This window comes from Bacillus sp. EB01 (genome assembly GCF_000613125.1).
GTDB lineage: Bacteria > Bacillota > Bacilli > Bacillales > Cytobacillaceae > Bacillus_D.
This window is the reverse complement of record NZ_HG964497.1, coordinates 270,109-292,521: the sequence shown is the minus strand read 5'-3', so window position 1 is coordinate 292,521 and position 22,413 is coordinate 270,109. Positions and strand designations below refer to the sequence as shown.

Annotated in this window: 22 protein-coding genes; 17 read left to right on the top strand and 5 right to left on the bottom strand. The window is 43.4% G+C overall.

From position 1 onward, the window contains the following. The coding region (locus TY16_RS26760; protein WP_231505546.1) for a hypothetical protein at positions 1–281 on the bottom strand (281 nt) is incomplete at its 3' end. A 238-nt stretch (positions 282–519) separates the two neighbouring features. Between TY16_RS26760 and miaB the strand changes: the two genes are divergently transcribed. From miaB to TY16_RS01295, 3 genes are all read left to right on the top strand, one after another. Next, a complete protein-coding gene (gene miaB, locus TY16_RS01305) occupies positions 520–2,067 on the top strand; it encodes a tRNA (N6-isopentenyl adenosine(37)-C2)-methylthiotransferase MiaB (protein ID WP_043929870.1) in 1,548 nt (515 codons plus the stop codon). Further along, positions 2,068–2,511: a RicAFT regulatory complex protein RicA family protein gene (locus TY16_RS01300; RefSeq protein ID WP_043929868.1), complete on the top strand. Its 444-nt coding sequence runs from the start codon at positions 2,068–2,070 to the stop codon at positions 2,509–2,511. A gap of 366 nt (positions 2,512–2,877) precedes the next feature. Next, on the top strand, positions 2,878–3,420 hold the full coding sequence (locus tag TY16_RS01295) for an outer spore coat protein CotE (RefSeq protein ID WP_043929867.1): 543 nt from the start codon (positions 2,878–2,880) through the stop codon (positions 3,418–3,420). 88 nt (positions 3,421–3,508) lie between these two features. On the opposite strand, the gene TY16_RS01290 is transcribed toward TY16_RS01295, so the two are convergent. After that, positions 3,509–4,423, bottom strand: coding sequence for a 4Fe-4S binding protein (locus TY16_RS01290; RefSeq protein ID WP_043929866.1), 915 nt, complete (start codon positions 4,421–4,423; stop codon positions 3,509–3,511). Between the two features lie 156 nt (positions 4,424–4,579). On the opposite strand from TY16_RS01290, the gene TY16_RS01285 reads away from it, so the two are divergent. Then, entirely contained in the window at positions 4,580–4,786 is a 207-nt protein-coding gene (locus TY16_RS01285) for a hypothetical protein (RefSeq protein ID WP_043929864.1), read from the top strand. Between the two features lie 36 nt (positions 4,787–4,822). Here TY16_RS01285 and TY16_RS01280 read toward each other — a convergent pair whose 3' ends face one another. Continuing rightward, entirely contained in the window at positions 4,823–5,266 is a 444-nt protein-coding gene (locus TY16_RS01280; protein ID WP_052342551.1) for a hypothetical protein, read from the bottom strand. 281 nt (positions 5,267–5,547) lie between these two features. Here TY16_RS01280 and mutS point away from each other — a divergent pair, with 281 nt between their 5' ends. Next, entirely contained in the window at positions 5,548–8,169 is a 2,622-nt protein-coding gene (mutS, locus tag TY16_RS01275; protein ID WP_197028343.1) for a DNA mismatch repair protein MutS, read from the top strand. 16 nt (positions 8,170–8,185) lie between these two features. Next, the gene (gene mutL, locus TY16_RS01270; RefSeq protein ID WP_043929862.1) at positions 8,186–10,129 is read left to right on the top strand and encodes a DNA mismatch repair endonuclease MutL; all 1,944 of its coding nucleotides are present in this window, start codon (positions 8,186–8,188) and stop codon (positions 10,127–10,129) included. 44 nt (positions 10,130–10,173) lie between these two features. On the opposite strand, the gene TY16_RS26015 is transcribed toward mutL, so the two are convergent. Then, positions 10,174–10,311 (bottom strand): hypothetical protein, encoded by a 138-nt coding sequence (locus tag TY16_RS26015; protein ID WP_155922109.1) that lies wholly within the window; start codon positions 10,309–10,311, stop codon positions 10,174–10,176. A 255-nt stretch (positions 10,312–10,566) separates the two neighbouring features. Between TY16_RS26015 and TY16_RS01265 the strand changes: the two genes are divergently transcribed. Further along, positions 10,567–10,992, top strand: a complete 426-nt coding sequence (locus tag TY16_RS01265; RefSeq protein ID WP_043929860.1) for an organic hydroperoxide resistance protein — start codon at positions 10,567–10,569, stop codon at positions 10,990–10,992. Positions 10,993–11,412: 420 nt separating this feature from the next. Continuing rightward, the gene (locus TY16_RS01260) at positions 11,413–12,033 is read left to right on the top strand and encodes an NUDIX hydrolase (protein WP_043929859.1); all 621 of its coding nucleotides are present in this window, start codon (positions 11,413–11,415) and stop codon (positions 12,031–12,033) included. A 128-nt stretch (positions 12,034–12,161) separates the two neighbouring features. Here the strand turns inward: TY16_RS01260 and mreBH are convergent, their stop codons facing one another. Further along, entirely contained in the window at positions 12,162–13,169 is a 1,008-nt protein-coding gene (gene mreBH / locus TY16_RS01255; RefSeq protein WP_043929858.1) for a rod-share determining protein MreBH, read from the bottom strand. A gap of 320 nt (positions 13,170–13,489) precedes the next feature. On the opposite strand from mreBH, the gene miaA reads away from it, so the two are divergent. The 9 genes from miaA to TY16_RS01205 all read left to right on the top strand — a co-directional run bounded on the left by miaA (position 13,490) and on the right by TY16_RS01205 (position 22,382). Next, complete coding sequence (gene miaA / locus TY16_RS01250; protein WP_231505545.1) at positions 13,490–14,443, top strand: tRNA (adenosine(37)-N6)-dimethylallyltransferase MiaA; 954 nt, start codon at positions 13,490–13,492, stop codon at positions 14,441–14,443. Positions 14,444–14,473: 30 nt separating this feature from the next. Then, complete coding sequence (hfq, locus tag TY16_RS01245) at positions 14,474–14,704, top strand: RNA chaperone Hfq (RefSeq protein ID WP_043929856.1); 231 nt, start codon at positions 14,474–14,476, stop codon at positions 14,702–14,704. Positions 14,705–14,912: 208 nt separating this feature from the next. Continuing rightward, the gene (gene spoVK, locus TY16_RS01240; protein WP_043929855.1) at positions 14,913–15,860 is read left to right on the top strand and encodes a stage V sporulation protein K; all 948 of its coding nucleotides are present in this window, start codon (positions 14,913–14,915) and stop codon (positions 15,858–15,860) included. 153 nt (positions 15,861–16,013) lie between these two features. After that, the gene (locus tag TY16_RS01235) at positions 16,014–16,247 is read left to right on the top strand and encodes a glutaredoxin family protein (RefSeq protein WP_081772842.1); all 234 of its coding nucleotides are present in this window, start codon (positions 16,014–16,016) and stop codon (positions 16,245–16,247) included. A gap of 509 nt (positions 16,248–16,756) precedes the next feature. Beyond that, positions 16,757–18,016 (top strand): GTPase HflX, encoded by a 1,260-nt coding sequence (gene hflX, locus TY16_RS01230; RefSeq protein ID WP_043929852.1) that lies wholly within the window; start codon positions 16,757–16,759, stop codon positions 18,014–18,016. 14 nt (positions 18,017–18,030) lie between these two features. Next, positions 18,031–19,293 carry a methionine gamma-lyase family protein gene (locus TY16_RS01225; RefSeq protein WP_043929850.1) on the top strand — a complete coding sequence of 421 codons (1,263 nt, stop codon included), beginning with the start codon at positions 18,031–18,033 and terminating at the stop codon, positions 19,291–19,293. Between the two features lie 629 nt (positions 19,294–19,922). Further along, positions 19,923–20,321, top strand: coding sequence for a MerR family transcriptional regulator (locus TY16_RS01215; RefSeq protein ID WP_043929848.1), 399 nt, complete (start codon positions 19,923–19,925; stop codon positions 20,319–20,321). Between the two features lie 154 nt (positions 20,322–20,475). After that, on the top strand, positions 20,476–21,810 hold the full coding sequence (gene glnA, locus TY16_RS01210) for a type I glutamate--ammonia ligase (protein ID WP_043929847.1): 1,335 nt from the start codon (positions 20,476–20,478) through the stop codon (positions 21,808–21,810). 134 nt (positions 21,811–21,944) lie between these two features. Continuing rightward, positions 21,945–22,382 (top strand): MarR family winged helix-turn-helix transcriptional regulator, encoded by a 438-nt coding sequence (locus TY16_RS01205; protein ID WP_043929845.1) that lies wholly within the window; start codon positions 21,945–21,947, stop codon positions 22,380–22,382. Positions 22,383–22,413: the final 31 nt, after the last annotated feature.

The following is a 22,413-nucleotide window of genomic DNA, read 5'->3' as shown; positions in this document are numbered from 1 at the left end:
TTCCCATCCCGAACACGGAAGTTAAGCTTCTCAGCGCCGATGGTAGTTGGGGCGTAAGCCCCTGTGAGAGTAGGACGCTGCCGGGCAACATTAGAAAGACCCCAAAACTTAGCTTTTGGGGTCTTTTTTATATTGAAAACAGAAAACGTAAAGCTGTCTTTATTAATTGGGTTTCCCCATTCAACCCTATGTTTTGTCAGTCTAAACGAAATCTCCCCTTCAACCGCGGACACTTCTAGAAAAACTCCCTTTCTGGTCAAAACCTCCAACTGCCTAACCATCAAAATAACTGTCTCTTTCTAGACAGACCTACAATTGAGGTGGTTGTTTGTCTGGGACCATGGCAGATACCGCAGACACTTCTATTTTCTATTGTTTTAAGCCGATTAACCATTTATACTATAGTAATGTGCACAATTTTATTGAATTTTGTCATTTCATTCAATTAGAATGACAAAAAATTGTTCCAACCACCAATTTATCATCCATTGATAAAAATAAGAAAGGGGCATTGAACCATTGAACGAAAACCAACGCTTAGATTCAAACCAAGCTAATCCAACGGACAAAAAATCCGCCAAGGATTACAGCAAGTATTTTGAAACTGTTTTTGTACCCCCTTCCTTGAAGGATGCAAAAAAACGCGGCAAAGAAGAAGTAAAATATCATGATGACTTCACCATCTCCGAGGAATTCAGGGGAATGGGAGAGGGCAGGAAATTTTACATTCGGACCTATGGCTGCCAGATGAACGAGCATGATACAGAGGTTATGGCCGGTATCTTTATGGCTTTAGGTTATGAACCAACCGACAAGACTGAAACTGCAGATGTCATCCTTCTTAACACATGCGCAATCCGTGAGAATGCCGAAAACAAGGTTTTTGGTGAAATTGGCCACCTGAAAGCCTTGAAAATGGAAAAGCCTGACTTGCTCATAGGTGTATGTGGCTGCATGTCCCAAGAAGAATCGGTTGTTAATAGGATCCTTAAAAAGCACCATCATGTCGATATGATCTTTGGTACGCATAATATTCATCGACTTCCAAACATCCTACACGAAGCCTATATGTCTAAAGAGATGGTAGTTGAAGTTTGGTCCAAGGAAGGAGATGTTATTGAGAACCTTCCTAAAGTACGCCGAGGAAATATCAAAGGCTGGGTTAACATCATGTATGGCTGTGATAAGTTCTGTACGTATTGTATTGTTCCGTATACACGCGGTAAAGAACGCAGCCGACGCCCAGAGGATATCATTCAGGAAGTCCGCCATTTAGCAGCGCAAGGTTACCAGGAAGTAACCCTTCTTGGCCAAAACGTGAATGCGTATGGTAAAGACTTTGATGATATCCAGTATGGGCTTGGTGATTTGATGGAAGAAATCCGTAAAATCGATATTCCAAGGGTGCGTTTTACCACAAGTCATCCAAGGGATTTCGATGATCGGCTTATTGAGGTTCTTGCAAAAGGCGGTAACCTAATGCCGCATATACACCTCCCTGTTCAATCAGGATCTACAGACGTCTTGAAGATAATGGCTCGTAAATATACTCGTGAACAATATCTTGAACTTGTCAGGAAAATTAAAGCCGCTATTCCTAATGTGGCTCTTACTACTGATATTATTGTTGGCTATCCGAATGAGACCGATGAGCAGTTCGAAGAAACAATGTCATTATATGAGGAAGTAGGCTTTGAGCTAGCTTATACTTTTATTTACTCTCCTAGGGAAGGAACTCCTGCCGCAAAAATGCAGGATAATGTACCGATGGAAGTGAAGAAAGCAAGGCTGCAGCGCCTGAACAAACTTGTAAATGATCTTTCTGCGAAGGCTTTGAAAGATTATGAGGGCCAAATTGTTGAAGTTCTTGTTGAAGGAGAAAGCAAGAATAACCCTGAGGTACTGGCTGGTTATACAGATAAAAACAAACTTGTAAATTTCAGAGCTCCAAAAACTGCAATTGGCAAAATTGTAAAGGTAAAAATAAACGAGGCCAAAACATGGTCATTAAATGGGGAAATAGTGGTAGAAACCGATTCGGCTATACCGCTAGTTGAGGTGAACTAAATGGCGAAATTTACTAAAGATGATATCGTTGCCCGCGCAACGGAATTAGCAAAAATGATAGCTGAAACAGAAGAGGTAGACTTCTTCAAGCGTGCTGAAGCTCAAATTCACCAAAATCCAAAGGTGAGCACTTTGATCTCAGATATTAAGGGCCTTCAAAAACAGGCTGTTAACCTTCAGCATTATGGTAAGCCAGAAGCCTTAAAAAAAGTTGAAGACAAGATTGCATCTCTTGAAGCGCAATTGGATGAGATTCCTGTTGTCCAGGATTTTAAACAATCACAAGTTGATGTAAATGAATTGCTTCAAATGATTGCTAATACGATTTCGAACAAAGTGACTGATATTGTAATTGAGTCAACAGGTGGGGATGTTCTTCGGGGTGAAACTGGAGCTAGCGTGAGCAAGGGCGACGGATGCGACCACGATCATGACCATCATTAATGTAAACAGGCCCTAATATGAGGGCCTGTTTTTTTGGATTTTTTGCTTACCTTGAACTGTCTTAAGGCTTCTAGGAACATTAGCCTCGCTTTTTGGATAGGCATATCAAGCCAAAAGCGATCGGGAACGAACAATGCCTCCTTACTAGCAAACCACCCAAGAGAATAGTTTATTCAAACCACGTCTTTCCAAGTAAGTAACTTAATTACAAACAAGTGATTTCAAGTTTAAATAGGGCAGGAACCTATATTCAGTTATTGCATATGATGAAGCATGCCTAAACATTTATCCAATGCAATTTAATCGCACCCAAGTCTGTGCACACGCATAGGATGAAGTGAAACTGAAAGAGGAGGGTTTGCTCGAATGGGAGAATATAGAGAGATTATTACAAAAGCGGTCGTTGCAAAGGGCCAGAAGTTTACTCAGTCTCAGCACACAATCAATCCAACGCACAATCCATCCAGCATACTGGGCTGCTGGATCATTAATCATAAATACGAAGCTAAAAAAGCCGATAAGTGCGTAGAAATCCATGGATACTATGATGTTAACCTTTGGTACTCCTATAACGACAATACAAAAACAGACGTAGCCTATGACCGTGTCCGTTATAAGGATGTCATCAAACTCAAGTACCGTGATAAACATGTAATTGATGATGACAGCATTTTGGCAAAAGTCATTCAGCAGCCGAATTGCTGCGAGGCTGCGATATCCCCTGAGGGTGGAAAGGTGATTGTCCATGTTGAGAGGGAGTTTGCCTGTGAAGTGGTAGGGGAAACCAAGATTTGTGTTGCAGTTAACCCTGATGGCTGCGACAGGGACGACGAATGGGAGTTTGACCTGGATGATGAGGAGTTTGAAGAAATCGATCCAGACTTCCTTGTCGGAAAAGAGGAAGAATAAGCAGCAACTAGGAGGATTTTCTTCCTAGTTTTTCTCTTTTTGTCCCATTTTCTAACAAACGATTGAAAAGGGCAATTAGCTGCCCTTTTCAATTTCCATATGGGCTAAGGTAGCCGTTTTGGCGTCTATTCCTGCAATGCTCACAGAGTTCATTAGATTCATTAGGCCACGAATAAAAGGCATTGCAACAGTGAGAACAAGCCTTTATACGAATCTCCATTCGACTCGTAAGTTCTTTGTGTGCTTTCAAAGAAACTGTGATTGAATCATGAGTACAAACATCTGCGCAAAGTGAGCAGCCGGTGCAATCCTTTTGATTTATAATTATCACTTCATTATCAATAGAAAATACGTGTTTGGGGCAAAGTTTAAAACAAGCCTCGCATACAGTGCAAGTGCTAGAGTCAATTACCGCATTATATAAAGAAGTCTCATCAAACATTCCAGGTATATTAAATACATCCTGGTTGAACCTCCACTTGGCAGGGGTAATAGTCGTTGCGGCGAGCTTACGTCCCTCATGCACGGCTTTTTGGAAAAATCCCCTTCTTGAATAGCCTTGTTCATTATCTTTGCAGTTTGTTTGGTCAATTATTTTAAAAGCAGGCACGCCCATTTCTGTGAGTAGCCTGTTTACCACCTTTAGAGATTGTTGAGTATTATCTTTATAGGATAATGTACGGATTCCTTTTTTATAAAAATATAGAAGTTCCTCTACACCGGGGAACGATTCTTCGTTGATAAGAAGAACATTATTATATACTGTTCGTTCCGGTGAACGGCCATGGATTGCTGTAGGAGGGCAGACAGGAATGCACGCTCCGCATTTTGTGCAAAGTTCTTCGTTAATAGCAGGCTTACCATTAGAAAGAGCAATTGCTTCCACAGGGCAACCGTCAATGCATTTATTGCAGGTGCTTTTTCTGCTTAGTGAATGAAGGCACCCAGCTGTAATATTAATTTCGTAAGCCAGGCTCTCCAGCCAGGTTATCAGCATTCCCATGACCATTCGACCTCCAATCTAGTACCTTTATTTTAACTGGAGACTGCAGGTGCAAGAAGTGTTTTGTTCATAATTTCACAAAGATTTAAAAAGTAGTGACACAAAACATACATAAGACATTTTGCTTTTGGAAAGATAGACAGAGGAGGTGCATCCATGACAGAACCTTTCAAGCCAGGCAACGAAAAATTGCCAGATTTTAAGGAACTAGAGGACAGGATGATATCTAAAACAAGAACTAGTGGACCAACCCTTGTTATTAAGACAAATTTGGATCCTGATAATCCGACTGAAGATAATCCTTATTATCAGAATAAAGAGCGCACAGACAAGGAAAAATTTGAGGACTTTTTTTCAGAATGAAAAAGGCAGCCGGCTTCCAAAGCGGCTGTCTTTCATCTATAAGTTGAAGGATAGTTGATAAAACTCGGTTCCGTTGTTAGCGAAAAAGGGAATCTCCGATAAATCACTTTCCTCATTGCTGCTTTCATAGTTTGAGGAATATCCAGCGGCCTTGAAATCAGGGCTTGAAGAAACTTGTCTTTTTTCAGTACCAGAAGGGAAAACTAATAAGTCGCCGGGCTTAACCTCAAGGTGGACTTTCCCATCACCGCCTAATTCCAGGGCAGCGCTGCCCTGAATGACACCAAGGACTTCATGGCTGGAGCGGTGGTTGCGATAATACCCGGATACGCCATTGCTCCATTGGTTTACGAGTTCCTGTTCAGTTAAAAGCGAGGTTTCCTTCAATGCTCCAGGATAATACAACACCGGCTTCCCCTGTTTGCCAGGTACATATCGATTCTCCAATAAATAAATGACCTTAACATCCGAATACTTCATTTACAACCCTCCTAAAGTCACTTTTTAAATTTTCCACTTATGTAATTTTTACTAGTGTACTTGATTTACTTCCCGTTTCACGAAATTTTCAAACTAATTGGTAAATCTTACTTTATTTTCCCAATATGAAATTTTAGAGCGAGGCGGGTAAAGCAGATTTCTGGAATATGGTATAATAGATTGTCGAACTTACTCGAGAAACATAACGTGCTGGAGCTTGATTGTGAAAGCCATAATGTTTATTTTGTAACACTTAAAACGACTTACCTAGGGAGGATATGATGGCAGCTAATACGCCAATGATCAATCAATATTTACAAATCAAGGCAGAGTACCAGGATGCCTTTTTATTCTTCCGCCTCGGCGATTTTTATGAGATGTTCTTTGAGGATGCTATCAAAGCGTCTCAAGAGCTTGAAATTACACTAACCGGCAGGGGAGGCGGAGGAGAAGAAAGAATCCCAATGTGCGGGGTTCCTTATCATTCTGCCCAAACCTACATTGAACGGCTGATTGAAAAAGGTTTCAAGGTAGCAATATGCGAACAGACCGAAGACCCGAAACAAGCCAAAGGTGTTGTACGCCGGGAAGTTATTCAGCTGATTACGCCAGGAACAGTAATGGAAGGACGCAGCCTAAATGAAAAAGAAAACAATTACCTTGCTACTATAAGTAAATTTTCGGATGGTACATATGGTTTTGCGTATACCGACCTTTCAACAGGAGAAAACAAGGTAACTCTCCTTTCCTCTAACACGGAAGATGTGTTGAATGAATTGTCCGTACTTGGAGCCAAGGAGGTTGTCATCTCTACTTCATTAGACGAAGATTTACAAAAAAGGATGCAGGAAAGGACTGTCCTGACGATTTCAAATGAAGAGGAAACAGGTATTAAGGACGATTTCCGCTCCCTGGCCAGCGAGCTTAATCAGGAAAAACTGATTGTCACGGTTTCAAGGTTGTTTAATTATTTGTACCGGACGCAAAAGAGGAGCCTGGATCACCTTCAGCCTGTTTCTACTTATCATGTCCATCATTATATGAAACTAGATTATTATTCAAAGAGGAATCTTGAGCTTACCGAAACAATTCGTTCGAAGGGCAAAAAGGGATCACTGCTCTGGCTTCTTGATGAGACGAAGACTGCAATGGGTGGGCGTCTCCTGAAACAGTGGGTGGACAGGCCGAGGATTGACCTGGCTGAAATTGAAAGAAGGCATGCTTTGACGGAAAGCTTTATCGGAGCTTATTTTGAACGGAAAGAGCTGCAGGATAGGCTTAAGGAAGTATATGACCTTGAAAGGCTTGCTGGGAGGGTAGCGTTTGGAAACGTAAATGCCCGTGACTTGAAGCAGCTGATGCGATCGCTTCAGCAAATCCCTCATATAAAGGATATTGTCCAGAGAATACCTGGAACCGAGGCTGATGAGCTTGCTTTGCAGCTTGATCCATGCGAGGAGATTACAGACCTGCTCGAGCAGGCAATTATAGATAATCCGCCACTGTCGATAAAAGAGGGAAATATTATCCGTGACGGTTATAATGCGCAGCTTGATCAATACCGGGATGCAAGCCGCAATGGCAAAACGTGGATTGCTCAGCTTGAGAAGGAAGAAAGGGAGAAGACCGGAATCAAATCCCTAAAGGTCGGTTATAACCGTGTATTCGGCTATTATATCGAGGTGACAAAAGCAAATCTCCATCTTCTGACTGATGGCCAGTATGACAGAAAACAGACGCTGGCCAATGCCGAGCGTTTCATCACCCCGGCCCTTAAGGAAAAGGAATCGTTGATTCTGGAAGCTGAAGAAAAATGCGGTGAGCTGGAATATGAATTGTTCTGTGAAATCCGCGATCAGGTCAAAGAACAAATTCCCAGGCTTCAATCCCTTGCTAAAATTGTAAGCGAAATTGATGTCTTGCAAAGCTTCGCCGAAGTCAGCGAGGAACGCAAGTATGTAAGGCCGCAATTCTCGGCATCCAGGGAAATAATGATTAAGGATGGTCGTCACCCTGTTGTCGAAAAGGTCCTTGATGCCCAGGAATATGTTCCGAATGACTGTACCATGTCCCCGGAACGCGAAATGCTGTTAATTACAGGCCCGAATATGTCCGGTAAGAGCACATATATGCGCCAGGTTGCCCTTACTTCAATTCTTGCCCAAATCGGCTGTTTTGTCCCTGCGTCAGAGGCTGTCCTTCCTATTTTTGACCAGGTGTTTACAAGGATAGGAGCGGCAGATGACCTTGTCTCAGGCCAAAGTACCTTCATGGTTGAAATGCTAGAGGCAAAAAACGCAATTGCTCATGCAACACAAGACAGCTTGATTCTCTTCGATGAGATCGGGCGTGGTACATCTACCTATGATGGAATGGCGCTTGCTCAGGCGATAATTGAATTCATTCATACAAGGATTGGCGCCAAGACACTATTTTCGACACATTATCACGAGCTGACTGTCCTCGAAGAAGAGCTTGTGAAACTTAAAAATGTTCATGTCAGTGCAATTGAACACAATGGACGTGTAGTATTCCTTCATAAAATAAAAGAGGGACCGGCTGACAAAAGCTATGGCATCCACGTTGCCCAGCTTGCAGGACTGCCAAAAGAACTGATCAGCCGTGCCACGGAGATTTTGTCATCATTGGAACAACAGGAAGAGAAAAAAATCCCTGTCCTCCCTGATGGCCGGGAAAACGATGAGCAGCAAACCGTCAAGCCGCAGCAAGCGGCCGCATCGCAGCTTTCATTTTTCGATGAACCTGTGGAACCGAAAAAGCCTAACCTTTCATCCAAGGAAAGAAAAGTGGTCGAAAGGCTGAAGGATCTTGATATTTTAAATTTAACGCCGTTAGAGGCGATGAACGTGTTATATGAACTGCAAAAGAAAGCACGGAATTAACAGGAGGTGAAGGAACGTGGGGAAGATCATACAGCTCGATGATGCGCTCTCCAATAAAATAGCTGCCGGTGAGGTTGTGGAACGGCCTGCTTCTGTTGTAAAAGAACTTGTTGAAAACGCCCTGGATGCAGGTAGCACCCAGATTGAAATTGATGTGGAAGAGGCGGGACTCGCGAGAATTCGAATTACAGATAATGGCGAGGGAATCGAAGAGAGCGATGTCTTAAAAGCGTTCCATCGCCATGCAACGAGTAAAATCAAAGACGAAAATGATTTATTTCGTATCCGTACGCTCGGCTTCCGCGGCGAGGCTCTTCCCAGTATTGCATCCGTTTCGCATCTTGAACTAAAGACATCTACCGGTGATTCTGCTGGGACAAGGATTGTCCTTGAGGGCGGAAAGCCAGTCGCGGTGGAAAAGCATTCGAGCCGCAAGGGTACAGACATCACGGTAACGGATTTATTTTATAACACACCTGCCCGCCTCAAGTATGTCAAAACCATTCATACTGAGTTGGGAAATATTACGGACTTGGTAAACAGGCTGGCGCTATCTCATCCAGAGGTATCGTTCCGGCTTGTCCATAACGGGAAAAAACTGCTTCACACCAATGGGAATGGTGATGTCCGCCAAGTGCTGGCAGCGATTTACGGGCTTGGAATTGCCAAAATGCTTGTCCCGATAGAAGGCAGGTCTCTGGATTACCGAATTACCGGTTTCGCCTCAATGCCAGAGGTAACACGGGCTTCCCGCAACTATATCTCAACGATGATTAACGGACGGTTTATTAAAAACTATGCACTGGCTAAGGCCATATTGGAAGGCTATCATACGCTCTTGCCAATCGGCCGTTATCCGATTGTTTTGCTGAATGTAGAAATGGATCCGATCCTAGTCGATGTGAATGTTCATCCATCAAAAATGGAAGTCCGAATCAGCAAGGAAGCTGAGTTGAACGAGCTTGTTAGCCAAACGATTTCGGATGCGTTCAAACGGCGACAGCTGATTCCATCCGGGGTGGCAACAGGAAAATCTGTGACGCCCAAATCAGAGCAGACAACGCTGCAATTGGACGGTCCATCGCAAACACGCCTGCCAGTTCAAGAAAGGTCTTCTTCTGTTAGTGGCAGTGAGTTTACTGTGGATACGGCGAATCCAAGCGAGGGGCGTGGACATGAGGTGCCTGCTTCGGGCGTTGGCTTTGCCGCAAAACCGGTGAGGAAGCAGGAAACAAGCTGGGCAAGTTTGCCTGACCAGGTCAAGGAAGCCTTTTTACCAAAAGCTGAAGAAACGTTTGTTTCAGACGAAACGGTTGAGGTTGATGCTAAAATAGGTAACGATGCAGATGTTGAGGGGAATGGATCTGAGGAAGCAAAACGGGTTCCGAGGATGTATCCAATTGGGCAAATGCACGGGACTTATATTCTTGCACAGAATGAGAATGGTTTATATATTATTGATCAGCATGCCGCGCAGGAGCGGATTAAATATGAGTTTTTTCGTGAAAAGGTCGGCAGGGTTGAGAGTGAGCTTCAGGATATGCTTGTACCGATTACGTTTGAGTATTCAACGGATGAATGCCTGAAAATCGGGGAATATCGGGCTGAGCTGGAGAAGGTTGGCGTCTTTCTTGAGGATTTCGGCCCGAACAGCTTTATTGTCCGGTCCCATCCACAGTGGCTTCCGCCTGGTGAGGAGAAGGAAGTTATCGAGGAAATGATCGAGCAGCTTCTTTCGATGAAAAGGGTTGATATTAAGAAGTTGCGGGAAGAAGCAGCGATTATGATGAGCTGTAAGGGTTCTATCAAAGCAAATCGCCATTTGCGCAACGATGAGATTCAGGCGCTGCTGGACGAGCTCAGGCAGGCAACTGATCCGTTTACTTGCCCGCATGGAAGGCCGATTATTGTTCATTTTTCCAGCTATGAAATGGAAAAACTATTTAAAAGGGTTATGTAAGTACCGATCCCCCTGGTGAATGAGCCTAGGGGGATTGTTTTATATTATTTAAGTTTCGTTACTTGTATGGTGATTGTATATTCCTTGCCGACAATTAGATTGGTATTATCCAATTCTTCGCCGCTTTCATTTATGGTTATATTGGTTTTGCCAGTATGGATGATAATGGAATCCTGCTGCAACTTCACTCTCTCCTTATGCGTTCTTATTTATTCAATTAATCATAGCTGTTAATAAACGCAATGGCCATGCAAATTTCGACAAAATGCTGACTTCTGGATGGTTTAGGTTCTGATTGGAAGCTTGATTTATACATATATATGAAATTTTATGAATAGCGAAAGGGCGCTTGCGGAAGGTTTAGGTATTTTTTTAAGTGGAAAGTAATAAGGAAGGACTGAGTACTTAACTCAGATACAATTGAAGGAGGTATAGGTATGAGTGAAAAATTGTTTACGTCTTCAGCTACGGCTTCAGGCGGTAGGGAAGGGCATGTCCGCTCCTCCGACGGGAATATTGACTTTGATACAGCTATGCCGGGTACACCAAGAGCAGAGAAGCTTCCAGATGCGGTAAATCCAGAATTGCTTTTTGCAGCCGGGTACTCTGCATGTTTTGATGGGGCACTCCAGCTTATGGCTAAAAAGGAACGCGTAAAGTTTGACTCAGACGTTACTGCAAATGTAAGCTTATTGAAAGACGAAACTGATGATGGCTTTAAGCTAGCTGTACACCTTCAGGTAAAAGGGACAGGTGTTGACAAGGAAACCCTGGAGGGGCTCGTCCACAAAGCACATGAGTTTTGCCCATATTCCAAGGCAACAAGAGGAAATATTGATGTTACTCTCGAAGTAGTAGAATAAACAATCAAGTGCTGCCCAGGCAGCACTTTTCATTTATGCGACAAAAGCCTTGTGGACCTGGATGTGAAAATAGGGGATATTTATCAAGAAGGTGAGGTTCAAATGAAATTATCATTAAAACCTGCCGCAGCTCAAAAATTAAAGAAATATGAGGATGAGGGAGTGGGATTGAAGCGGCGTTTGTGGGAAGGTGTTCAAACGACTGACCACTACCATTGATTTTAAACGGGATGATTATGAGCTTTTTGTCATTGATGGAATACCCGTAATTATTGAAGGAAAGCCAGAAATACCTTCTAAATAGGGTGTTTCTTGACATCAATTCTGCAATGGGCTATAAATTATTGTCTGAGGAAGAAGTATAACGGTATAACCTTAAGCTAGAGCAGGTTTAGATAGAGAGAGTAGGATGGATGCTGAATGAAACCGAATGAGATAATCAGTAAAATGACTATACACAGCCCTAAAATATTGGGGAGTGAGAATTTTTCAAAGTATTCAGTTCTTCTTCCGCTTGTAGAAATGGAGGAAGGAGTTTCGGTGCTGTTTGAGGTTCGATCTCTTGATCTTAGGCGACAGCCTGGGGAAATTTGCTTTCCAGGAGGCAGGATGGACCCAACTGACAAGAACGAAAAGGAAGCGGCGATTCGAGAAACGATTGAGGAACTGGGGATTGCCACAGAACATATCAAACATGTGAACCAACTTGATTTTATGATTTCGCCGTTCGGGATGATCATATATCCATATGCCGGATTTCTGGAGGGGTTTGAGAAGCTTCAACCGAACCTTTCTGAGGTGGGTGAAGTCTTTACAGTACCTCTTAAATTTTTTATGGAGACTGAACCGGAGGTATATCACATAAATATAAAGCCTGAACCAGACGAAAACTTCCCGTTTGACAGGGTTATTGGCGGCAAGGATTATGACTTTAGAGCAGCAAGGATGGATGAATACTTTTATGAATACGAAGGCCGGATCATCTGGGGGCTCACAGCCAGGATTCTTGCCCATTTTATAGACATTTTGAAAGAAACATAGTAAGCACGCCTCGGTTAGTCAAGGCGTGCTTTTGTTCATGTTAGAAAGAATTTATTAAGTACGGATCGGTGAATTCTTGCTCCTGCGCGAAACGGCACTACGACTTCGCTCTGTGAGATTTCGGTTAATTATTTGACCGCAGCCTGGAGCTTTCCGATGTATTGAAGCGCCTTGCCTGTACCGATAGCTACCGACTCAAGAGGGCTGGGAGCGACATTGACTGGTACAAAGATTTCCTTGGAAAGCCATTCTTCCATGCCTTTCATGAGAGCGCCGCCTCCAGTGATAATAACACCCTGGTCGACGATATCGCCGCTCAGTTCAGCAGGGCAATCCTCAAGTGTTGCGCGGATGGCCTCAAGAATGTGAAGAAGCGATTCTTTTAGGCAATCCCTGATTTCGTATGATGAAAGATTGATGGTCTTCGGCAGTCCTGTTACAAGGTCACGGCCGCGAACGTCCAATTTAAGTTCTTCATGGTCTACAAGTGCGTAGCCAATTTCCTTCTTGATTAGTTCCGCAGTCCTTTCGCCGATCAGGACGTTATATTCGTTGCGGACATGTTTAATAATATCCTCATCCATGCGGTCACCAGCAATTCTGATAGAATGGCAGGCAACTACCCCGCCAAACGAAATAATCGCTACTTCTGTCGTTCCGCCACCGATATCAACGACTACGTTCGCAATCGGCTCATCAACCGGGAGGCCTGCACCAATTGCTGCAGCAACAGGTTCTTCAATGAGATGAATCTTCTTTGCTCCCGCATTGCGGACAGCATCCATAATTGCACGGCGCTCAACGCTTGTGGATCCAGAAGGAGTACAAACGACCACATTCGGCTTTCTGAGCGCGAGGCCCAACTTCTTGGAAGCTTTTTTCATGATGCTTTTCAGTAATTCGGTTGTCATATCATAATCAGCTATGACTCCATCTTTTAGAGGGCGGATTGCAACGATTTTGCCGGGAGTTTTCCCAATCATTTCTTTTGCTTCCGTCCCAACAGCTACGACACTTTTAGTTTCTGTGTCAATCGCAACAACGGATGGTTCATTGACTGCGATTCCTTTATTTTTGCTATACACTAATATATTGGCTGTACCTAAATCGATTCCAATTTCACCATTTGATAGCATACCCTTCATATCCCCCTTTTGATTGCATTTCGGAAGCGAGGAAAAGCTGCCGAAATTATTCATATCCCATGTGATAAAACATAGACACAAGATAGACTTCTATTAGACTACCATCGGTTTGGGGGTAAAATTGGCTTTGTCATACAAAAGTTATCGAATTGTAAAGAAAGATGTAAAATTATGCAGAATATGAAAAGCTTGAAAGAATATTAAGCGGCATCTATGCCGATACTTGGATGGAAAAAGATTCACTTTTTGGAGTGGGAACCAAGTTTGTGTATAATAGAAACATTATGGTAACGTTTGGCGGGAGGTTCGTTTTGGATAGTTTGAAAAAATTGCTTGTAATCATCGGACCAACTGCTGTTGGAAAGACCAAATTGGGGATTGAACTTGCAAAACGCTACAATGGGGAAATTATTAGCGGGGATTCAATGCAGATATACCGAGGTATGGACATTGGAACAGCGAAAGTAACAGAAAGGGAGATGGAAGGGGTACGCCATCACCTCATTGACATTAAGGAACCGGATGAAAGCTTCTCGGCCGCGGAATTCCAGGAAATCGTCAGGGAGAAAATATCCGACATTTCCTCAAAAGGAAAGCTGCCAATTATTGTTGGCGGTACCGGCCTCTATATTCAATCGGTACTGTATGATTACCAATTTTCGGAGTCACCAGCCGATGAAAAATTTAGGGCACAGCTTGAAGAAAAGGCCCGGGTCGAGGGAAATGAGGCTGTCCACAAGGAACTCGCAAAGCTGGATCCCGAGGCGGCAAGCGATTTACATCCTAATAATTTGAGAAGGGTTATCCGCGCAATCGAGATTATTAAAGGGAGTGGTGTACCTTTACGTGATTACCAAAGCCGGAATGAACCAAACCTTCTCTATCAGGCAGCTGTTATTGGGCTAACCATGGAGAGGGAACAACTTTATAAGCGGATAAATAAACGCGTGGATTTAATGATGGAGGAAGGTCTCCTCGAGGAAGTCCGTACCCTGTTGAATAAGGGGTTCCGTAATACCCAGGCGATGCAGGCAATAGGTTATAAGGAATTCTTTCCGTATTTCGATGGAGAAAGAAATCTTGAAGAATCAGTTGAAATGTTAAAACAAAATTCACGAAGGTATGCAAAACGCCAGCTCACATGGTTTCGAAATAAGATGGATGTGGAATGGTATGATATGACAAACGAAGACGGCCTTTCAAAAAAAATAACCGAAATTTCCGGGTATGTTGAAGGAAAGCTTCAAGTAAAATCGAATACATAATAGTAGAGATAAAAGAGGAGGATTTTTATTATGAAAACAGCCATCAATATTCAGGACCAATTTTTGAACCAGCTTCGCAAGGACAACACAAATGTAACTGTATTCCTTTTGAACGGATTCCAATTGAGGGGCCAAATCAAAGGTTTCGATAACTTTACTGTCCTGTTTGAATCCGAAGGGAAACAGCAGCTTGTATATAAGCATGCCATTTCTACGTTTGCTCCTGCCCGCAATGTCCAATTGGACCTTGAAGGCCAATAAACCTAATGATCTAAGATAAACAGGCCCATTTTTGGGCCTTTTTTATTTTTCCATATATTTTACGGTGCTGTTGAATAAGTATAGTAAGAAGGAGGGCTTTCCCAGAAGGATTCCTATTCCAGAAAGGGGAGCCGGGTTTCCAAAGCCTGTTCCTTAAAACTTTACAGCTAAGAATGCGTATACTGTTTGATGATGAGAGGTGAACGCTTTGGACCAGCCTATGCGCATGAAAGACAATGGGCAAATCAGCATTGTGCTGAACAGCCAAAAACGAAAGCCTGCCACGAAGGAGTTAAGCCTCCCTCAGACATCACCTCGCATAACCAGCCAGGAACATGCCGCCTTAAAAGAAATAGAAGAAGAGTTGGGCGCGTTAGTTGGTATGGAGGAAATGAAAAAAACCATAAAAGAGATTTATGCCTGGATTTATATAAACAAAAAGCGCGAGGAAGCCGGATTGAAAGCCAAAAAACAAGCGCTCCATATGATGTTCAAAGGCAACCCTGGAACAGGGAAAACTACCGTTGCCAGGCTGATTGGGAAGCTGTTTCAGAAGATGAATGTTCTATCCAAAGGGCATCTGATAGAAGCGGAGCGAGCAGATTTGGTTGGGGAATATATCGGGCATACTGCACAAAAAACCCGCGATCTGGTCAAAAAGGCGCTGGGCGGCATTTTGTTCGTTGACGAAGCATATTCTCTTGGGCGTGGCGGCGAAAAGGATTTTGGCAAGGAAGCCATTGATACATTGGTGAAGCATATGGAAGACAAACAGCATGATTTCATTTTAATTCTTGCTGGCTATTCTCGTGAAATGGATTATTTTCTTTCGCTTAATCCTGGCTTGCATTCCCGCTTCCCGCTAGTAATTGATTTTCCTGATTATAAAATTGACCAGCTGATGGAAATCGCCGAACGAATGGCAAAGGAACGCGATTATGCACTAAGCCACGAAGCAGAACGGAAGCTGCGCGAGCATCTGGTCTGGCTAAGGTCCACCTTGTCTCCGAACGCTTTTTCAAATGGGCGGTATATCAGAAATATAATTGAAAAATCGATCCGTGCCCAGGCAATGAGACTTTTGCTGCAAAGCAGCTATGACAGGCACGACCTAATGACAATCCGCAGCAATGACCTTATTTTTGAGGAAGAGTAATGACCCTATTTGAGGGTCTATTTTTTTTGCTTAGAAACGAAAAAAGAGGGAAAGAAAAATAAGGACGGTATCCTTTAGGGCTTTTGGGCAGATAATTTGTAAGAGGTAAGCCGATTTGCTACTTTATGAGTAAGATGATGGGAGGAATGGAAAATGAACGATATTACAGTTTACACAACCAACACTTGACCGTACTGCACAATGATGAAAAACTTCCTTGAGGCTCAAGGATTGGACTATAAAGTAGTTAATGTACAAAATGACCCGATTGCAGCACAGCGGTTGGTTGATGAAACCGGTCAAATGGGTGTGCCGCAAACAAAAGTAAATGGCCATTGGGTGCTCGGTTTCGACCCTGAAACCCTGATGCAGTATGTGAATAAGTGATTGTGATTTTACTGAAAGAGGCCTCGGCCTCTTTTTTTGTGGTGTGCGGTTCCTGATGGGATTTGGTTTTTAGCGAGCGCTGCGAAAAATGCGAACAGTGCCTGTCACGCCTCGATTTTTCTTGATACACAGCGAATGTTTCACAGCTGGGTTGCCTGCGGGATGGTGAACGATGTTCGGTAACCAATCAGATGCGGACTGTTTTGTATAGACAGGTCAACTAGTATCCGCAGCTACCCCGTCGAATAGAGTTTATCCCCCGTTACTAAAAATTTATCGGACTGTTTTAGAAATATATCCCCCTTTTCCACAAATTTATCGGACGCTACTGAGAATATATCCCCCATTGTCACAATTATATCGCCAGTATTCACTAGTTTGGACACAAATGGTAACAAATTCGATGCGTCAAAAATTGACCGTCTCATCAAGATTGGACTTTTCAGGATTAGAGTATTCAATGAAGTTTTGGTATGATGGGAAAAAGAAAAGCGAAATGAGGTGGGCTCATGGAAACCAAGTTAGAGAAAGAAAGGGCAATCCTGGTCGGGTGCCAGACTACAGATGATGATGATCTCCGTTTTCAATATTCGATGGAGGAGCTGGTTTCCCTTACCGAAACGGCAAGAGGAGAAGTCCTGGTGTCGGTAATTCAGAAGCGGGAAAGAATCCATTCTGCTACATACATTGGCAAAGGGAAGGTAGAGGAGCTTAAGGGACTGGTAGAGCAGCTTGAAGCCGACCTTGTTATCTTTAATGATGAACTTTCACCAAGCCAAAAGCGGAACCTTGGCTCTGAGCTTGATGCAAGGATTATCGATCGGACACAGCTGATTCTGGATATCTTTGCCCAGCGAGCCCGTTCCAAAGAAGGAAAGCTACAGGTGGAACTCGCCCAACTTCAGTATCTATTGCCCCGTCTGGCGGGGCAGGGTATATCGTTATCCCGTCTTGGGGCCGGTATTGGTACGCGGGGACCTGGTGAAACGAAGCTTGAATCAGACCGGCGCCATATTAGAAGAAGGATTGATGAAATTAAGCAGCAGCTTGCGGTCATCGTCCAGCATCGGGACCGTTACCGGGAGCGCCGCAAAAAGAACAAGGCATTCCAGATAGCCATTGCTGGCTACACTAATGCCGGGAAGTCCACTTTATTCAACCGGCTTTCGGAAGCAGATTCTTATGAGGAAAATCAATTGTTTGCGACTCTCGATCCAATGACGAGGAAGGTTATTTTACCAAGCGGCTTTGTTGCCCTGATCACCGACACGGTTGGATTCATTCAGGATTTGCCGACGTCATTGATTGCAGCTTTCCGTTCAACACTGGAGGAGGTAAAGGAAGCAGATTTAATCCTTCATGTGGTCGACATGTCCAACCCTGATTATTTCCACCATGAAAAAACAGTGAACAGGCTGCTTGAGGAATTGGATGTTCATGACATACCGCAATTGACTGTTTACAACAAAAGAGATATCCAGCATCCTGATTTTGTTCCAACCGCCAATACGCCGACGGCATTTATTTCAGCTTTTGATAAAGACGATCGGGATGCACTGAAACGGAAAATTGAAGAAACAGCCATTTCGATAATGGAATCTTATAATGTCCTTATCCCGGCCACAGAGGGAAAGCTCTTGTCTCTGCTAAAAAATGAAACAATTTTAAGGGAACTTTCCTTTATTGAGGAGCATCAGCTATATAGCTGTAAAGGGTATACCTTGAGGGATCATCAAGTGACAGGGCATCTACAAAAATATACAGTTTAGAATGGAGCAGCAACATGTTTGAGCATATGAAACACGGAGACAAACTAAAACAACTTTCGAAGGAGGTAGAAGCTCAAGTACGGGAAATACACGAAGAAATTGATGCGACTGTAGAAATTAATCAATTCCGTGTCCTACAGAGTTTTCAAAAGCATAAGGTCAATGACTCTCATTTCATTCCTTCTACAGGCTACGGTTATGATGACGCGGGCCGAGATGTGCTGGCCAGCATTTATGCAGACGTTTTTGGGGCCGAGGCGGGGCTTGTAAGGCCGCAAATCATTTCGGGCACTCATGCGATTTCCATCGCGCTCTTTGGTATACTCCGACCGGGTGATGAGCTTTTATACATAACAGGAAAACCTTACGATACACTGGAAGAAATCGTTGGGATTCGCGGAACTGGTAATGGATCGTTGAAGGAATTTGGTATTTCTTATAACAGTGTTGAACTGACACAAGACGGCGGGATAGACTGGCAGGGAGTTGCCGATGTAATCAACCCCAATACAAAAATGATCGGTATTCAGCGTTCGAAAGGTTACGCAACAAGACCCTCCTTCACGGTTGAGGAAATTGGCCAGATGTGCAAATTTGTAAAGGAAATTAAAAGCGATGTTGTCGTGTTTGTGGACAATTGCTACGGAGAATTTGTGGAAACGATGGAGCCTTGCCATGTTGGAGCCGATTTGATGGCAGGCTCGCTGATAAAGAATCCAGGTGGCGGCATAGCTAAAACTGGCGGTTACATTGTAGGTAAACAGGAATACGTGGACTCATGTTCGTATCGGATGACGTCTCCTGGGATTGGTGCCGAGGCTGGAGCATCGCTATACAGTCTCCAGGAAATGTATCAGGGGTTCTTTTTGGCTCCTCATGTTGTTGGGCAGGCACTCAAAGGAGCGGTTTTTACTTCGGCTATCCTGGAGAGATTCGGGATGAAATCGCAACCAAGTTGGGACGCGAAAAGGACTGATTTAATTCAATCTGTTCAGTTTGATGACCGCGAGAGGATGCTAGCTTTCTGCCAGGCCATCCAGTATGCCTCTCCGGTAAATTCTTATGTAACTCCGTATCCAGCCTATATGCCAGGTTATGAGGACGATGTCATTATGGCAGCAGGGACATTCATACAGGGAGCAAGCATTGAATTGACAGCTGACGGCCCGCTTAGACCGCCTTTTGTAGCGTATGTACAAGGGGGACTGACGTATTCCCATGTGAAAATTGCTGTATGTCTTGCGCTGGACCGATTGATAGAAAATAAAATGGCGTAAGAAGAAGGACAGCGGGATGTACCGCTGTCTTTTCGCGTTGTTGTTTTGGCTCATAACACGAGCAGTAAAAAATAGTGGAAATGGTGGTCAATAAGGGGTCTTGACGACTCTGCTGATTATGGAATGGAGAGCCCGGTCGTCAATAGAGGTTCTTGGCGACCCTGGAGGTAAAGAATTAGTAGCTACGGTCGTCAATAGAGGTTCTTGACGACCCTGGGGGTAAAGAATTAGTAGCTACGGTCGTCAATAGAGGTTCTTGACGCCCCTGCAGGTAAAGAATTGGTGGGTACGGTCGTCAATAGAATTTCTTAATCCTTATGCCGCCAAGATTTGGGCTTTTGCCCATCTGTTTAGCCGTAAACAATGGATAGTTGCGCGGCCTCAGTATATCCCATTTCTTAAGAAAAAGTTTTAGAATACGCATCAAAGGGAAAGCGAGTACAGGAATAGTTTTTCCCGCTTTGAGCGACAAATAAGGAGTGGCTGAAGATCCTCCCGCTAAAATGAAGTATTCTTCATTTATTTTCCCCCTGGATTCAAAAACCATGTCAGAAAACCTAACATATGATTGACAACATACATTACATTGAATATAATTCAACTATGAAACACAAAAGGGAGGAGAAATCATGGGGGGAAGTGAAATCCGCCGCTCCATGCCGCTGTTTCCGATCGGAATTGTGATGCAGCTTACAGATTTGACTGCACGGCAAATCCGATATTATGAAGAACACCAGTTGATTTCTCCAGCAAGAACAGAAGGAAACAGGCGGATGTTTAGTTTGAACGATATTGACCGTTTGCTCGAAATTAAGGAATTGATTGACCGTGGTATAAATATGGCGGGAATCAAGCAGTTATTCCTTGTAAAGCAATCCGAACAGCCGGAACTTGAAGCGGAAGAAAAACCAAAAAAGAATCTTACCAATGATGAGTTAAGGAAGTTGCTTCGCAATGAGTTGCTGCAGGCTGGACGGTTTAACCGTTCCACGCTCAGGCAAGGGGATATGTTCCGGTTCTTTCATTAAATCTGTCTTAACACCTTAAAAGTCGGTAAGCATTCCTTGTAGGCAGCTGAGCCTAAAGGTCGGGATTTCCCTTTCGAAAAATTTCGCTTTGCTGCCTATTAGTGGGGATTGAGAGAACCCACGAACTGTCATTTACATTAAAGGAGGAAGTTACTTGAGTAGATTTACTAGAGAAGACATTAAACGTTTAGCAAATGAAGAAAATGTGAAATTCATCCGGTTGCAGTTCACCGATATTCTGGGAACCATTAAGAATGTTGAAATTCCAGTTTCCCAGCTTGATAAAGCACTTGATAATAAGATGATGTTTGACGGATCTTCCATTGAAGGCTTTGTCCGTATTGAAGAATCCGATATGCTTCTTTATCCAGACCTTGATACATGGGTTGTATTCCCGTGGACCGCTGAAAAAGGCAAGGTTGCCCGGTTGATTTGTGATATTTACAATTCAGACGGCACACCGTTTTCCGGTGATCCGCGCAATAACTTGAAAAAGGTTCTTAAGGAAATGGAAGAGCTTGGCTTCACGAATTTCAATCTAGGGCCTGAACCAGAATTCTTCCTGTTCAAGCTTGATCATAAAGGTGAACCTACTCTTGAGCTGAACGACAATGGAGGATATTTCGACCTTGCTCCGACTGACCTTGGTGAAAACTGCCGCCGTGATATCGTTCTTGAACTTGAAGAAATGGGCTTTGAAATCGAAGCTTCCCATCACGAAGTGGCACCAGGCCAGCACGAAATCGATTTTAAATATGCTGATGCAATTAGAGCATGTGACGATATTCAAACATTCAAGCTTGTTGTAAAAACCATTGCAAGGAAGCATGGCCTGCATGCAACATTCATGCCGAAGCCGCTCTTTGGAGTAAGTGGATCCGGAATGCACTGCAACCTTTCATTGTTTAAAAACGGTGAAAATGCATTCTTTGACACAGAAGGCGAACTCAAGCTTAGTGAAACTGCATATCAATTTATTGCGGGTATTTTGAAGCACGCTACAAACTTCACTGCAGTTACGAATCCGACTGTAAATTCATACAAGCGCCTTGTACCAGGTTATGAAGCACCTTGCTATGTTGCCTGGTCTGCTCAAAATAGATCACCGCTTGTTCGTATTCCTGCATCACGCGGCCTAAGCACACGTGTTGAGGTGAGAAGCGTTGACCCTGCAGCAAATCCATATCTTGCAATGGCTGTACTTCTAAAGGCGGGGCTTGATGGAATCAAAAACAATCTTACTCCGCCTGCGCCGGTTGACCGCAACATCTATGTAATGGACAGAGAAGAGCGGAATGCAGAAGGGATAACTGATCTTCCGGCAACACTAGCACAAGCATTGGAATACCTGAAATCAGATGAAGTTATTGTCTCCGCACTTGGTGAGCATATCTTCGAACACTTCGTTGAAGCGAAAGAAATCGAATGGGATATGTTCCGTACACAGGTTCACCCTTGGGAGCGCGAGCAATACATGACAATGTATTAAACGGAATACATTATTACTAAAATCAGCCCTGAGTAAAACTCGGGGCTGTTTTTTATGAAAAACGTCAACTTTGTTGACAAGATTATTCCGATTTTGTATAGTAGGTGGCGAACAAATCGAAGGAGTGAACCAATTTGAGCCAAAGCTCGGAATTATTACAGAATCTTGATCTTATCGATTTACTTAGCGAGCGCCACGGATTGGTTCGTGAAATTGCTGAAAAATCGTGGAATGATAATAGTGAAATCTATATCTCCAACTCTGAATGGTACATTATGTCACGCATCTATAAAAAACATCCTACCATCTCTTATGTCTCCAAAAACGTCAGTATCTCGAGGCAAGCTACTCATAAGTTCATAAAAAGCCTTGAAGCGAAGGGGCTTGTTGAAATACACAATGTTGAAAACAACAAAAAAGAGAAATCAATTAAATTAACTGCACTAGGGGAAGAATGCTATGAAAAAAATGAAGCCCTTAAGGCAACGCTTGAAAAAAAGATAGCATTGCGAATTGGTGAAGATCGGCTTGAATTGCTAAAGGAAATATTGAAGGCTGATTGGGGTATATAAATCCGAATAAGAGAAGGTTTTTCCTTTAACC

Bases quoted from the DNA above. Each gene is read 5' to 3' on its own strand.
- TY16_RS01300 (WP_043929868.1), top strand. From the start codon at position 2,068: ATGGCGAAATTTACTAAAGATGATATCGTTGCCCGCGCAACGGAATTA.
- hflX (WP_043929852.1), top strand. From the start codon at position 16,757: ATGGAAACCAAGTTAGAGAAAGAAAGGGCAATCCTGGTCGGGTGCCAG.
- TY16_RS01225 (WP_043929850.1), top strand. From the start codon at position 18,031: ATGTTTGAGCATATGAAACACGGAGACAAACTAAAACAACTTTCGAAG.
- TY16_RS01285 (WP_043929864.1), top strand. From the start codon at position 4,580: ATGACAGAACCTTTCAAGCCAGGCAACGAAAAATTGCCAGATTTTAAG.
- TY16_RS01260 (WP_043929859.1), top strand. From the start codon at position 11,413: ATGAAACCGAATGAGATAATCAGTAAAATGACTATACACAGCCCTAAA.
- TY16_RS01215 (WP_043929848.1), top strand. From the start codon at position 19,923: ATGGGGGGAAGTGAAATCCGCCGCTCCATGCCGCTGTTTCCGATCGGA.
- TY16_RS01290 (WP_043929866.1), bottom strand. From the start codon at position 4,423: ATGGGAATGCTGATAACCTGGCTGGAGAGCCTGGCTTACGAAATTAAT.
- hfq (WP_043929856.1), top strand. From the start codon at position 14,474: ATGAAAACAGCCATCAATATTCAGGACCAATTTTTGAACCAGCTTCGC.
- mutS (WP_197028343.1), top strand. From the start codon at position 5,548: ATGGCAGCTAATACGCCAATGATCAATCAATATTTACAAATCAAGGCA.
- TY16_RS01295 (WP_043929867.1), top strand. From the start codon at position 2,878: ATGGGAGAATATAGAGAGATTATTACAAAAGCGGTCGTTGCAAAGGGC.
- mreBH (WP_043929858.1), bottom strand. From the start codon at position 13,169: ATGCTATCAAATGGTGAAATTGGAATCGATTTAGGTACAGCCAATATA.
- TY16_RS01280 (WP_052342551.1), bottom strand. From the start codon at position 5,266: ATGAAGTATTCGGATGTTAAGGTCATTTATTTATTGGAGAATCGATAT.
- TY16_RS01265 (WP_043929860.1), top strand. From the start codon at position 10,567: ATGAGTGAAAAATTGTTTACGTCTTCAGCTACGGCTTCAGGCGGTAGG.